At 72.4% G+C, this 12,364-nt stretch carries 14 protein-coding genes; 11 read left to right on the top strand and 3 right to left on the bottom strand.

Annotated elements, in window-relative coordinates:
• Positions 1-13: 13 nt before the first annotated feature.
• Positions 14-751 carry an LON peptidase substrate-binding domain-containing protein gene (locus ACODT5_RS27740; protein WP_327307196.1) on the bottom strand — a complete coding sequence of 246 codons (738 nt, stop codon included), beginning with the start codon at positions 749-751 and terminating at the stop codon, positions 14-16.
• Between the two features lie 60 nt (positions 752-811).
• A complete protein-coding gene (locus ACODT5_RS27735) occupies positions 812-2,416 on the bottom strand; it encodes an oxidoreductase (RefSeq protein ID WP_422521917.1) in 1,605 nt (534 codons plus the stop codon).
• A 182-nt stretch (positions 2,417-2,598) separates the two neighbouring features.
• On the opposite strand from ACODT5_RS27735, the gene hisD reads away from it, so the two are divergent.
• The 9 genes from hisD to ACODT5_RS27690 are packed head-to-tail and all read left to right on the top strand — an operon-like array spanning position 2,599 to position 9,636.
• On the top strand, positions 2,599-3,921 hold the full coding sequence (gene hisD, locus ACODT5_RS27730; protein ID WP_422521916.1) for a histidinol dehydrogenase: 1,323 nt from the start codon (positions 2,599-2,601) through the stop codon (positions 3,919-3,921).
• Positions 3,918-5,069 carry a histidinol-phosphate transaminase gene (locus ACODT5_RS27725; protein ID WP_422521915.1) on the top strand — a complete coding sequence of 384 codons (1,152 nt, stop codon included), beginning with the start codon at positions 3,918-3,920 and terminating at the stop codon, positions 5,067-5,069. The genes hisD and ACODT5_RS27725 overlap by 4 nt, the downstream gene beginning before the upstream one ends.
• Positions 5,066-5,659, top strand: coding sequence for an imidazoleglycerol-phosphate dehydratase HisB (hisB, locus tag ACODT5_RS27720; protein ID WP_215035049.1), 594 nt, complete (start codon positions 5,066-5,068; stop codon positions 5,657-5,659). The genes ACODT5_RS27725 and hisB overlap by 4 nt, the downstream gene beginning before the upstream one ends.
• A gap of 1 nt (position 5,660) precedes the next feature.
• Positions 5,661-5,828 (top strand): hypothetical protein, encoded by a 168-nt coding sequence (locus ACODT5_RS27715; protein WP_243330269.1) that lies wholly within the window; start codon positions 5,661-5,663, stop codon positions 5,826-5,828.
• Positions 5,825-6,475 (top strand): imidazole glycerol phosphate synthase subunit HisH, encoded by a 651-nt coding sequence (gene hisH, locus ACODT5_RS27710; RefSeq protein WP_385370932.1) that lies wholly within the window; start codon positions 5,825-5,827, stop codon positions 6,473-6,475. The genes ACODT5_RS27715 and hisH overlap by 4 nt, the downstream gene beginning before the upstream one ends.
• Positions 6,475-7,209 carry a bifunctional 1-(5-phosphoribosyl)-5-((5-phosphoribosylamino)methylideneamino)imidazole-4-carboxamide isomerase/phosphoribosylanthranilate isomerase PriA gene (gene priA, locus ACODT5_RS27705; RefSeq protein ID WP_385370929.1) on the top strand — a complete coding sequence of 245 codons (735 nt, stop codon included), beginning with the start codon at positions 6,475-6,477 and terminating at the stop codon, positions 7,207-7,209. The genes hisH and priA overlap by 1 nt, the downstream gene beginning before the upstream one ends.
• A complete protein-coding gene (locus tag ACODT5_RS27700; RefSeq protein ID WP_422521914.1) occupies positions 7,206-7,622 on the top strand; it encodes a RidA family protein in 417 nt (138 codons plus the stop codon). Before priA ends, ACODT5_RS27700 begins: the two co-directional genes overlap by 4 nt.
• Complete coding sequence (gene hisF / locus ACODT5_RS27695; RefSeq protein WP_266909499.1) at positions 7,619-8,374, top strand: imidazole glycerol phosphate synthase subunit HisF; 756 nt, start codon at positions 7,619-7,621, stop codon at positions 8,372-8,374. The genes ACODT5_RS27700 and hisF overlap by 4 nt, the downstream gene beginning before the upstream one ends.
• A 29-nt stretch (positions 8,375-8,403) precedes the next feature.
• Entirely contained in the window at positions 8,404-9,636 is a 1,233-nt protein-coding gene (locus tag ACODT5_RS27690) for an MFS transporter (RefSeq protein ID WP_422521913.1), read from the top strand.
• A gap of 93 nt (positions 9,637-9,729) precedes the next feature.
• Here the strand turns inward: ACODT5_RS27690 and ACODT5_RS27685 are convergent, their stop codons facing one another.
• Positions 9,730-10,362 (bottom strand): TIGR03085 family metal-binding protein, encoded by a 633-nt coding sequence (locus ACODT5_RS27685; RefSeq protein WP_422521912.1) that lies wholly within the window; start codon positions 10,360-10,362, stop codon positions 9,730-9,732.
• 59 nt (positions 10,363-10,421) lie between these two features.
• Here ACODT5_RS27685 and hisI point away from each other — a divergent pair, with 59 nt between their 5' ends.
• Together hisI and ACODT5_RS27675 are read left to right on the top strand one after the other, a co-directional pair.
• Positions 10,422-10,835, top strand: a complete 414-nt coding sequence (gene hisI, locus ACODT5_RS27680) for a phosphoribosyl-AMP cyclohydrolase (protein ID WP_422521911.1) — start codon at positions 10,422-10,424, stop codon at positions 10,833-10,835.
• A gap of 31 nt (positions 10,836-10,866) precedes the next feature.
• Positions 10,867-12,357 (top strand): anthranilate synthase component I, encoded by a 1,491-nt coding sequence (locus ACODT5_RS27675; RefSeq protein ID WP_422521910.1) that lies wholly within the window; start codon positions 10,867-10,869, stop codon positions 12,355-12,357.
• The last annotated feature ends 7 nt before the right edge of the window (positions 12,358-12,364 follow it).

Below are 12,364 nucleotides of genomic sequence, written 5' to 3'. Positions count from 1 at the left end.
GGTGCGCCGTCCGTCAGTTCGGGCTCGTCGGGGCGCGGGTGAGGTCCACGGCCGGGAGCGAGGGGAGGTGGCGGATGACGGCCGTCTCGGTGCGCAGCAGCTTCAGCTCCTCCGCGAGGCGGGTCGCCGTGTCCGGGGCCTGGAGCAGGCGCTGCTTCGCCGGGATGTCCAGCACCGCGGCGGCCGCGACCAGGTACGAGACCACCGAGGGCTCGTCGGGGAGGTCCATGCCGGTCAGGGACCGTTCGCGGGCTCCGGCCAGCCGCTTCTGGTACGTGCGGAACGCCCGCAGCACGCCCTCCGCCAGCGCGCCCGCGCCGTCGCCCGCGTCCTCGGGGAGCTCTTCCAGCTCCGCCACGAGGAAGGGGCCGGAGGCGTCGACGGACAGCAGCCGGACCCGGACCGTGCCGGTGGCCATCACCTCGAAGCTGCCGTCCTCCCGCTCCCGGATCGAGGCCGCGTCCGCGATGCAGCCCACCCGGTGGAAGGCCTGGACCGGGTCCGCGCCGAAGCCGGCGGCCGGCCCGCGCTCGGGCACGGCCGTCTGGTCCGGCAGGCCGGGCGCGGTCGGGGCGACCTCCCGGCCGTCGCGGATCGCGACGACCGCGAAGCGGCGGGGCTCGTCCTCTCCCGCCTTGAGCAGCTCGCGCATCATGGCGCGATATCGCTCCTCGAAGATGTTCAGCGGGAGGACGAGTCCCGGGAACAGCACCGAGTTCAGCGGGAAGAGGGGCAGGCGAACGGTGGTCACGAGGCACAGGGTAGTGGCCGTGGCCAGGGGACCGTCACCCCCGACCGTCGCCCCCGCCCGTCATCCCCGCCTCAGCACGCGGGAGGCGCCCGCGGCGACGGTCGTGGCCAGGATCCAGCCCAGGATGACCAGGGCCGCCGTGCCCCACTGCCAGCCGCCCCGCAGAATCCACTGGTCCTGCTGGCCCAGGTCGATCACCGGGAGCAGCAGGTCCAGGGCGAACAGCACCGGGTTCCAGTCCGGGTGCTCCTCCGCCTTGAGCGGCGGCGGCCGGCCGTGCATCGCGAAGAGCACGGCCCCGGCCGCCCACAGCACGGCCATCCACAGCGCCGCCCGCCCCGGCCGGTAGCCGTAGACCACCGTCCAGTCCTGGAGGTACCCCCACGCGCGCAGCGCCGGCGGCAGCGTCGTGCGCCGGCGCCGCTGTTTGGCCAGCAGCACCTCGCGGGCGTCCGCGTCCTCCCCGGAGGCCCGCAGGACCGCGGCGAGCCGCTCGTACGGTTCCGGGGAGTAATCGGGGGTGGCCATCTCGACCCACTCCAGCCGGCGGGCCGGCGGGAAGAGGCCCCGGGGCGCGAGGTTCTCGTAGGCGAAGCCCTCGATGGACAGCCGGCCCGGGCGGGCCGGCCAGCTCGTGGCCGTGTCCACGAGCTTGACCACCTTCGAGCCCGACAGGACGACGCGCCCCTGCTCCGGCCGCTCGCCGACGAACCGCAGCTCCGGGGTGTGGATGCGGCGCAGCGAGACCTCCTGGTCCTCCGTGAGGGTGAAGCGGGCCCCGTAGAAGTCCACGGCGTCCCCGAAGCGGCCGTCGTCCAGCCGCAGGCCGCCCCGGCACTCGAAGTGCTGCGCGCGCTGTCCCCGTACGGGCGTGTGGCCGAGCCCGTAGGGGGGAGTGGAGGAGTCCGGGTCGCCCGGGGTGTGGCCCAGGGCGATGGAGGTCAGGTAGAGCGTGCGCTCCACGGTGAGCTGCGGGGCGTTCAGCGCCCGCTTCCCGTACGGATTGCTCAGGCGGGCCCCGCGCAGGCTCATCGACACGCCGACCTTGGCCCCGCGCAGGCTCAGCTCCCCGTGGGTCTGCAGCAGCTCGCCCTGGAAGTCCTGCGCGACCGACATCCCGTCGGCCGCCAGGGCCCGCCCCTTGCCGTCGCGCTGCAGCACCGCCTCGCTGATCAGCAGGTCGGTGCCGATCTGCGCGTCGGTCAGCCGGATCCCGCGGGCCACCCGGCAGCGCGGCAGGTGCAGATCGCCCTCGGTGTGCAGCCGGGCCGCTTCCAGCCGGGGTATCGCGCAGTTGACCAGGCGCAGCGTGCCGAAGCGGGCCTCCGAGAGCTGGACCTCCCCGTCGAAGCGGCAGGACTGGAGCTCCACGTACGGGGTGACCGTGCCCCCGGAGAGGTCGAGGCGGCCGGTGATCCGTACGCCCCGCAGCTTCAGCGAGGCCACCCGCCCCGGCACCGGGCCCGGCCCGTGGAGCAGCAGCAGCGCCACCACCGCCGCGCGGACGCTGCGCCCGGGGCCCCAGACCCGGTCGGCGTGCGGATCGTCCCGTTCGGCGGTGCGGGTGCTGAGATCGCAGACGCTGCCGGTCCGGAACGCGTCCCACATGAGCCGTTCGGAGCCGGTGAGATCGGCCGGTTCCCCGTCCGGGCGTGCTTCGGCCATGGCGGCCCCCCTCCGCTCGTCCGCGTGGACGTCGCCGCGCGGCCCCTCCCGCTTGTACGCGCGGACCAGCAGCGCGTACCCGCACGCTAGAGGCCCTGTGTGACATCAGGGAACGTCCGTGGCTTGTATCAGCCAGTGATACGGACGAACGGCGGCGCGAGGCGGTCTGAGAGAATTGCCAGGTGATCTCTCGTATCGACCTGCGCGGCGACACCCTCCCCGAGGGTGGCGCCCTGCGCGATCTGCTGCCCCGTGCCGAGTTCGACGTAGAAGCCGCCCTGGAGAAGGTGCGGCCCATCTGCGAGGACGTCCACCATCGTGGAACGGCGGCGCTGATCGAGTACGCGCAGAAGTTCGACGGGGTCGAGCTCGACCGGATCCGGGTGCCCGCCGAGGCCCTGAAGACCGCTCTCGACCAGCTCGACCCGGCCGTCCGCGCCGCCCTCGAGGAGTCGATCCGGCGCGCCCGGATCGTGCACCGCAACCAGCGCCGGACCGAGCACGTCACCCAGGTGGTCCCCGGCGGCACGGTGACCGAGAAGTGGGTTCCGGTGGAGCGCGTGGGGCTGTACGCCCCGGGCGGCCGCTCGGTGTACCCGTCCTCCGTCGTCATGAACGTCGTCCCGGCCCAGGAGGCGGGCGTCGAGTCCATCGCGCTCGCGTCCCCGCCGCAGAAAGAGTTCGGGGGCCTGCCGCACCCGACGATCCTGGCCGCGTGCGCGCTGCTCGGCGTGGACGAGGTCTACGCCGCGGGCGGCGCCCAGGCCGTCGCGATGTTCGCGTACGGGACGGAAGACTGCCTGCCCACCAACATGGTGACCGGTCCCGGCAACATCTGGGTCGCCGCCGCCAAGCGCTACTTCACCGGCAAGATCGGCATCGACACCGAGGCGGGCCCGACCGAGATCGCGGTCCTCGCGGACTCCACGGCCGATCCGGTGCACGTCGCCGCCGACCTGATCAGCCAGGCCGAGCACGACCCGCTGGCCGCCGCCGTCCTCGTCACGGACTCCGCGGAGCTCGCGGCCGCCGTCGAGGCGCAGCTGGAGCCGCAGGTCGCGGCGACCAAGCACGTCGAGGACCGGATCAAGCCCGCGCTGGCCGGCCGCCAGTCCGCGATCGTGCTGGTCGACAGCCTGGAGGACGGCCTCAAGGTCGTCGACGCGTACGGCGCCGAGCACCTGGAGATCCAGACCGCCGACGCGGCCGCCTGGGCCGCCCGCGTGCGCAACGCCGGCGCGATCTTCGTCGGCCCCTGGTCCCCGGTCTCGCTCGGCGACTACTGCGCCGGCTCCAACCACGTGCTGCCCACCGGCGGCTGCGCCTGCCACTCCTCGGGCCTGTCCGTGCAGTCCTTCCTGCGCGGCATCCACATCGTCGACTACACGCGCGACGCCCTCGCCGAGGTCACCCACCACGTGGTGACCCTGGCCGAGGCCGAGGACCTGCCCGCGCACGGCGCGGCTCTCAAGGCACGATTCGGTTGGAAGGTTCCGCAGGCATGACCGGCACCACTGGCAGCACCGACGCCCCGGGTACCGAGGCCGTCATCGGCATCGACGACCTCCCCATCCGGGACGAGCTGCGCGGCAAGACCCCGTACGGCGCCCCGCAGCTGGACGTACCCGTCCAGCTCAACACCAACGAGAACCCGTACGGCCTGCCCGAGGCGCTCGTCGCGCGCATCGCCGAGCGCGTCGCCGAGGCCGCCCGCACGCTGAACCGGTACCCCGACCGGGACGCGGTCGAGCTGCGCACCGAGCTGGCCGCCTACCTCACCCGTACCGGCAAGCACCCGGTCGCGCGGGAGAACGTATGGGCCGCCAACGGCTCCAACGAGGTCCTCCAGCAGCTGCTGCAGACCTTCGGCGGGCCCGGCCGCACCGCGATCGGCTTCGAGCCCTCGTACTCGATGCACGCGCTGATCGCGCGCGGCACCGGGACCGACTGGATCTCCGGCCCGCGCAACGAGGACTTCACCATCGACGTGGAGGCCGCCGAGCAGGCGATCACGGAGCACGCGCCCAACGTCGTCTTCATCACCTCCCCCAACAACCCCACGGGCACCGCGGTCGGCGCGGAGACGGTCCTGGCCCTCTACGAGGCCGCGCAGGCGGCCGGGCCCAGCCTGGTCGTCGTCGACGAGGCCTACGTGGAGTTCAGCCACCGGGACTCCCTCCTGCCGTTGATCGAGGGCCGCCCGAACCTGGTGGTCTCCCGGACCATGTCCAAGGCCTTCGGCGCCGCGGGCCTGCGCCTGGGCTACCTCGCCGCGCACCCGGCCGTGGTCGACGCCGTACAGCTCGTACGCCTGCCGTACCACCTGTCGGCCGTCACCCAGGCGACCGCGCTGGCCGCCCTGGAATTCACCGACACCCTGCTCGGCTACGTCGAGCAGCTCAAGGCCGAGCGCGACCGCCTGGTCACCGAGCTGCGGGGGATCGGCTTCGAGGTCACCGACTCCGACTCGAACTTCGTACAGTTCGGCCGGTTCGAGAACTCCCACACCGCCTGGCAGAAGATCCTCGACCAGGGCGTCCTGGTCCGGGACAACGGCGTACCGGGATGGCTGCGGGTCACCGCGGGCACCCCGGCCGAGAACGACGCGTTCCTGGAAGCGGTTCGCGCACTGAAGAAGGAGCAGCACGCATGAGCCGCATCGGACGGGTCGAACGGACCACGAAGGAGACCTCGGTCCTCGTCGAGATAAACCTCGACGGCACCGGCAAGGTCGACGTCTCGACGGGCGTGGGCTTCTACGACCACATGCTCGACCAGCTCGGCCGCCACGGCCTCTTCGACCTCACGGTCAAGACCGAGGGCGACCTGCACATCGACAGCCACCACACCATCGAGGACAGCGCGCTCGCCCTCGGCGCCGCCTTCAAGCAGGCACTCGGCGACAAGGTCGGCATCTACCGCTTCGGCAACTGCACCGTGCCGCTCGACGAGTCCCTCGCCCAGGTGACCGTCGACCTGTCGGGCCGCCCGTACCTCGTGCACACCGAGCCCGAGAACATGGCGCCGATGATCGGCTCGTACGACACGACGATGACCCGGCACATCTTCGAGTCCTTCGTCGCGCAGGCCCAGATCGCCCTGCACATCCACGTGCCGTACGGCCGCAACGCCCACCACATCGTGGAGTGCCAGTTCAAGGCGCTGGCCCGGGCCCTGCGCTACGCCGCCGAGTTCGACCCGCGCGCCGCCGGGATCCTGCCTTCCACGAAGGGCGCCCTCTAGCGTGAACGGGCTCAACACGATCCTGATCGTCCTCGGCCTGTTCCTGGCCGGCGGCGTCTACTCCTTCAAGAAGCAGGAGATGCCCACCTCGGTCATCGCCCTGCTCGCCATCGGCTCCGTGATGTGCCTGGTCGCCGGAGTCCTGCGGATCCAGGGAATTTGGGAATGAGCGCAGTCAGCCCCACCAAGAAGGTCGTGGTCTTCGACTACGGCTTCGGCAACGTCCGCTCCGCCGAGCGCGCCCTCGCGCGCGCAGGCGCGGACGTGGAGATCACCCGCGACTACGACAAGGCCATGGACGCCGACGGACTCCTCGTCCCCGGCGTCGGAGCCTTCTCCGCCTGCATGCAGGGGCTCAAGGACGCGCGCGGCGACTGGATCATCGGCCGCCGGCTCTCCGGCGGCCGCCCGGTCATGGGCATCTGCGTGGGCATGCAGATCCTCTTCGAGCGGGGCATCGAGCACGGCGTGGAGACCGAGGGACTGGACGAGTGGCCCGGCACGGTCGGCCCGCTCCAGGCCCCGATCGTCCCCCACATGGGCTGGAACACCGTGGACGCGCCGGCCGACAGCCAGGCCTTCGCCGGCCTGGACGAGGACGCCCGCTTCTACTTCGTGCACTCCTACGCGGCCCACGACTGGTCGCTGGAAGTCACCAACCCGCTGATCAAGGCCCCCAAGGTCACCTGGGCCACGCACGGCGAGCGGTTCGTCGCGGCGGTGGAGAACGGGGCCCTGTGGGCCACCCAGTTCCACCCCGAGAAGTCCGGGGACGCCGGCGCCCAGCTCCTCACCAACTGGATCGAGACCCTGTGATGACGACGTCGAAGAAGCTCGAACTGCTCCCCGCCGTCGACGTCCGCGACGGCCAGGCCGTCCGCCTCGTGCACGGCGTCTCCGGCAGCGAGACCTCCTACGGCTCCCCGCTCCAGGCCGCCCTCGCCTGGCAGGCCGCCGGCGCCGAATGGCTGCACCTGGTCGACCTGGACGCCGCCTTCGGCACCGGTGACAACCGCGCGCTCGTCGCCGAGATCACCGGCGCCATGGACATCAAGGTCGAACTGTCCGGCGGCATCCGCGACGACGCCTCGCTCGCCGCGGCCCTCGCCACCGGCTGCACCCGCGTCAACCTCGGCACCGCCGCCCTGGAGACCCCCGAGTGGGCCGCCAAGGCCATCGCCGAGCACGGCGACAAGATCGCCGTCGGCCTCGACGTACGCGGCACCACCCTCAAGGGCCGCGGCTGGACCAGCGAGGGCGGGGACCTCTACGAGACCCTCGCGCGCCTGGACTCCGAGGGCTGCGCCCGGTACGTCGTCACCGACATCGGCAAGGACGGCACCCTCACCGGCCCCAACCTGGAGCTGCTGAAGAACGTCTGCGCCGCCACCGACCGGCCCGTCGTCGCCTCCGGCGGCATCTCCTCCCTCGACGACCTGCGCGCACTGGCCGGGCTCGTCGGGGCCGGCGTCGAGGGCGCCATCGTAGGCAAGGCCCTGTACGCCAAGGCGTTCACGCTCGAAGAAGCCCTGAAGGTGGTCTCCGCATGAGTTCCGAGAACAGCTCCACGAACCGTTCCGAGGTCCGACGCATCTCGTCCGGCGGCGCCTACGAGGACGTACTCGGCTACTCCCGCGCCGTCCAGCTCCCCAACGGGCTGGTCCTGGTCTCCGGATGCACCGGGGCCGACGCGGGCGGTCCGTACGACCAGACGAAGAAGGCCTTCTCCGTGGCCTTCAACGCGCTGGAGCAGGCCGGGCTCGGCCCCGAGCACGTGGTCCGCACCCGCCTCTACCTCACGCACGCCCGTGACGTGGACGAGGTCGGCCGCGCCCACAGCGAGCTCTTCGACAAGATCCGCCCGGCCTCGACGCTGATCATCGTCAACGGGTTCGTGGACCCGAGCATGGTCGTCGAGGTGGAGGTCGAGGCCTTCGGCCCCGTAGCGGGAGGCTCGGCATGACCCTCGCCGTACGGGTGATCCCCTGCCTGGACGTGGACAACGGCCGCGTGGTCAAGGGCGTCAACTTCCAGAACCTGCGCGACGCCGGCGACCCCGTCGAGATGGCCAAGCTCTACGACGCCGAAGGCGCCGACGAGCTGACCTTCCTCGACATCACCGCCTCCTCCGGGAACCGGGAGACCACCTACGACGTGGTGCGCCGCACCGCCGAGCAGGTCTTCATCCCGCTGACCGTGGGCGGCGGCGTCCGCACCGCCGACGACGTGGACAAGCTGCTGCGGGCCGGCGCCGACAAGGTCGGCGTGAACACCGCCGCCATCGCCCGGCCCGAGCTCATCCAGGAGATCGCGGAGCGCTTCGGCCGCCAGGTGCTCGTCCTGTCGGTCGACGCGCGCCGCACCGCCTCCGGCTCCTTCGAGGTGACCACCCACGGCGGCCGGCAGAGCGCCGGCATCGACGCCGTCGAGTGGGCGCACCGGGCGGCCGAGCTGGGCGCCGGGGAAATCCTGTTGAACTCGATGGACGCGGACGGTACCAAGGACGGCTACGACACCGAGATGATCGCGGCCGTGCGCAAGCACGTCACGGTCCCGGTGATCGCCTCGGGCGGCGCGGGCAAGCTCGCGCACTTCCCGCCGGCGATCGCGGCGGGCGCCGACGCGGTGCTCGCGGCGTCGGTGTTCCACTTCGGAGACCTGCGCATCGGCCAGGTCAAGGACGCGCTGAGGGAAGCGGGCCACCCGGTCCGCTGAAGTTCGCTTCGCCCGTGGGGGGCCGGTTCGTGAACGGGAACGTGTGGCGGGACGGCAACGTCCTGCGCTGGCTGGCCGCCTACGGGGCCTCGCTCGTCGGGGACGGGGTCTACTTCCTCGCCCTCGGCTGGGCGGCCGCCCAGACGGCCGGCCCGGCCGAGGTCGGCCTGGTCATGGCGGTCGGCGCGATACCGAGGGCGCTGCTCATGCTGGGCGGCGGGGTGATCGCCGACCGCTTCGGCCCCCGGCTCGTGGTCATCTCCTCCGACGCGGTGCGGTGCGGGGTCGTCCTGGCCCTGGCGCTCGTCCTCGCCCTCGGCTCCCCGGGCCTGTGGGTCCTGGTGCTCGTCGCGCTGGTCTTCGGCATCGTCGACGCCCTGTTCATGCCGGCCGTCGGCGCGCTGCCGCCGCGGATCGCGGGGCCCGGGCAGCTCGTACGGGTCCAGGGGCTGCGCAGCCTCGCCGAACGCGTCGGGCACACCGCCGGGCCGCCGGTGGCGGGGCTGGCGATGGGGCTGGGCGGTCCGGCGTCGGCCTTCGCGGTGGCCTCGGCGCTGTTCGGGGTCTCGCTCGTCCTGCTGGTGGCCGTACGGATCGCTCCGCTGCCGGCTCCGGATCCCGGCTCGGTGCCGGCTCCCTCCTCCGAGTCTCCCTGGAAGCAGCTCCTCTCCGGACTCGGCTACATCCGGCGGCACGGGCTGATCGGACCCCTCGTCCTGTCGGGGGCACTCAGCCAGCTCGGCACGTCCGCGCCGATGACCCTCGGCCTGATCCTGGTCTCCGAGGAGCGCGGCTGGGGGCCGGCCGGAGTCGGCTGGATCATCGGCGGGATGGGTGCGGGCGCGGCGTCGAGCGCGCTGGTACTGACCCTGATCCCCAGGTTCCCGCGGGCCGGGGCGGTCCAGAACCTCACCCTGATCATCGGCTCCGCGGGCATCGGCGGCCTGGTCCTGGCCCCGAACCTGCCGGTGGCGGTGGCCCTGGCCGTGCTGACGGGGCTCGTCTGCGGGATCTGCGGAGGCTTGGCCATCGCCCTCATCCAGACGGCCACGGACCCCTCGTACCTGGGGCGGGTCAGCTCCGTGATGGCCTTCACGGCGGTCGGCCTGGCCCCGCTGGCCTACCCCGCCTTCGGCTTCGCCGCCGACCTGTGGGGCGTGACCCCGGTCTTCCTGGCGGGTGCGGCGGTGAGCATGGCCGGCGCAATAGTCGGCACCTCGGCCCCAGCGGTCCGCCGCGCGGAACTCGCCTTCGCTTCCTGACGCGGGCTTCGGCCCGCTGCGCCGGACGGAGTCCGGCGCAGCGGGCCGAAGCCCGCGCAGCGGTGCGAGGGCTGCGTGGAGAAGGAGCGCGGGCTACATGCCCAGCTGGGCCACCGTGAGCTTCGCGATGGCTTCCTTCGGGCCGTCCAGTTCCACCGCGGCAGCGTCCTGGCGGCCGAAGCAGAAGAGCGTCAGCTCTCCCGGCTCGCCGGTCACCGTCACCACCGGCGCGCCCTTGTGGGCCACCGCCGTCTGGCCGTTCGGGCGGCGCAGGACCAGGCCCACCGGGGAGCGGCGGCCCGTCAGGCGGGCCAGCTTCTCCAGGCGGGACCAGAGGGAGTCGGAGAAGACAGGGTCCAGGGGGCGCGGGGACCAGTCCGGCTGGGCGCGCCGGACGTCCTCGGAGTGGACGTAGAACTCCACCGCGTTCGCCAGCTCGTCGATCTGCTTCAGCGCGTAGAGGGACATCTTCGGCGGCCCGGTCCGGATCAACTGGATGAGCTCCTCGTACGGCTTGGCCCCGTACTCCTCCATCGCCCGGTCCAGGCGGGCCTTCAGCGCGTTCAGCAGCAGTCCGCCCGCCGCGTCCGGGCGACGCTCCCGGACCACCACGTGCGCGGCGAGCTCCCGCGTCCGCCAGCCGTCGCACAGCGTCGGCGCTTCCGGTCCGGCCGACTCCAACAGGTCGGCCAGCAGCAGTCGTTCACGCTTCGCATGGGTAGACATGCGGGCCAGCCTACGGCCGGAACCGGCCCGGTGGCTGCCCATCAGGCGGACAGGGATCCATGATCGTCCCCCCGGCCCGGCACAATGGCCCCATGAGTACGTCCTCCCTCGATCCCGCCATCGCCGACCGCCTCAAGCGCTCCGCGGACGGTCTGGTCCCGGCCATCGCCCAGCAGTACGACACCGGTGAGGTGCTCATGCTCGGCTGGATGGACGACGAGGCCCTGCAGCGCACCCTGACCACCGGCCGCTGCACGTACTGGTCGCGCAGCCGTCAGGAGTACTGGGTGAAGGGGGACACGTCCGGCCACTTCCAGCACGTGAAGTCCGTCGCGCTCGACTGCGACGCCGACACCGTGCTCGTCCAGGTGGACCAGGTCGGGGCGGCCTGCCACACCGGTGCCCGGACGTGTTTCGATGCCGACGTCCTGCCCCTGGCCGGTCCCTCCGGCCCCACCGCCGAAGCCGAATAGCCGAAGCCGATCATAGGTAAGGTCCCACGCCATGGATCTTGAGACGTTCCGCAAGCTCGCGGCCGACCGCCGCGTCATCCCCGTCAGCCGCAAGCTGCTGGCGGACGGTGACACGCCCGTCGGGCTCTACCGCAAGCTGGCCGCCGAACGCCCCGGGACGTTCCTCCTGGAGTCCGCCGAGAACGGCCGCTCCTGGTCGCGCTACTCATTCGTCGGCGTCCGCAGCGCCTCCACCCTCACCGTCCGGGACGGCCAGGCGCACTGGATCGGCACCCCGCCCGTCGGCGTCCCGACCTCCGGCGACCCCCTGGAGGCCCTGCGGCAGACCGTGGAGGCCCTGCACACCCCCCGGGACCTGGCCTCCGGCATGCCCCCCTTCACCGGCGGCATGGTCGGCTACCTCGGCTACGACATCGTGCGCCGCCTCGAGCGCATCGGCGAGCACACCGAGGACGACCTGCAGCTGCCCGAGCTGACGATGCTGCTCACCTCCGACCTGGCGGTCCTGGACCACTGGGACGGCACCGTCCAGCTCATCGCCAACGCCATCAACCACAACGACCTCGCCGCGGGCGTGGACGAGGCCTACGCGGACGCAGTCTCGCGCCTCGACGCCATGGAGGCCGACCTCGCGCGGCCCGCCCCGTACGCGCCGATGCCGCTGCCCGACTCCGGACTGCCGGAGTACTCGGCGCTCTGGGGCGGCGAGAAGTACCAGGCCGCCGTGGAGGACGTGAAGGAGCGGATCAGGGCCGGCGAGGCCTTCCAGGTGGTGCCCTCGCAGCGGTTCGAGACCCCGTGCAGCGCCTCCGCGCTCGACGTCTACCGGGTGCTGCGGGCCACCAACCCCTCCCCGTACATGTACCTCTTCCGCTTCGAGAACGGCTTCGACGTCGTCGGGTCCAGCCCCGAGGCGCTGGTCAAGGTCGAGGACGGGCGGGCCATGGTCCACCCCATCGCCGGCACCCGGCACCGCGGCGCCACCCCGCAGCAGGACAACGAGCTCGCCGACGAGCTGCTGGCCGACCCCAAGGAGCGCGCCGAGCACCTCATGCTCGTCGACCTCGGCCGCAACGACCTCGGCCGGGTCTGCGAGCCGGGATCGGTGGAGGTCGTCGACTTCATGAGCATCGAGCGGTACTCGCACGTGATGCACATCGTCTCCACCGTCACCGGGCGCGTCGCCGAGGGCAAGACCGCCTTCGACGTGCTCACCGCCTGCTTCCCGGCCGGCACCCTGTCCGGCGCGCCCAAGCCGCGCGCCATGCAGATCATCGAGGAGCTGGAGCCCACCCGCCGCGGGCTCTACGGCGGCTGCGTCGGCTACCTCGACTTCGCCGGGGACTCCGACACCGCCATCGCCATCCGCACCGCGCTGCTGCGCGACGGGAAGGCGTACGTCCAGGCCGGCGCCGGGGTCGTCGCCGACTCGGTGCCCGAGCTGGAGGACGCCGAGTGTCGCAACAAGGCGGCCGCGGTGCTGCGCGCGGTGGCAGCGGCCAACCGCCTCCACGGCGCCTGAGGCCGTA

The sequence above is a fragment of the Streptomyces tatrensis genome, assembly GCF_049310065.1.
Classification (GTDB): domain Bacteria; phylum Actinomycetota; class Actinomycetes; order Streptomycetales; family Streptomycetaceae; genus Streptomyces.
The sequence above is the reverse complement of the archived record's forward strand: the minus strand, read 5'-3'. Positions and strand labels throughout refer to the sequence as shown.

What these genes read in the sequence shown, in the direction of transcription:
- ACODT5_RS27725 (WP_422521915.1), top strand. Translation starts at nt 3,918, where the DNA reads ATGACCGGCACCACTGGCAGCACCGACGCCCCGGGTACCGAGGCCGTC.
- ACODT5_RS27685 (WP_422521912.1), bottom strand. Translation starts at nt 10,362, where the DNA reads ATGTCTACCCATGCGAAGCGTGAACGACTGCTGCTGGCCGACCTGTTG.
- hisF (WP_266909499.1), top strand. Translation starts at nt 7,619, where the DNA reads ATGACCCTCGCCGTACGGGTGATCCCCTGCCTGGACGTGGACAACGGC.
- ACODT5_RS27735 (WP_422521917.1), bottom strand. Translation starts at nt 2,416, where the DNA reads ATGGCCGAAGCACGCCCGGACGGGGAACCGGCCGATCTCACCGGCTCC.
- hisI (WP_422521911.1), top strand. Translation starts at nt 10,422, where the DNA reads ATGATCGTCCCCCCGGCCCGGCACAATGGCCCCATGAGTACGTCCTCC.
- ACODT5_RS27700 (WP_422521914.1), top strand. Translation starts at nt 7,206, where the DNA reads ATGAGTTCCGAGAACAGCTCCACGAACCGTTCCGAGGTCCGACGCATC.
- hisB (WP_215035049.1), top strand. Translation starts at nt 5,066, where the DNA reads ATGAGCCGCATCGGACGGGTCGAACGGACCACGAAGGAGACCTCGGTC.
- ACODT5_RS27675 (WP_422521910.1), top strand. Translation starts at nt 10,867, where the DNA reads ATGGATCTTGAGACGTTCCGCAAGCTCGCGGCCGACCGCCGCGTCATC.
- priA (WP_385370929.1), top strand. Translation starts at nt 6,475, where the DNA reads ATGACGACGTCGAAGAAGCTCGAACTGCTCCCCGCCGTCGACGTCCGC.
- hisH (WP_385370932.1), top strand. Translation starts at nt 5,825, where the DNA reads ATGAGCGCAGTCAGCCCCACCAAGAAGGTCGTGGTCTTCGACTACGGC.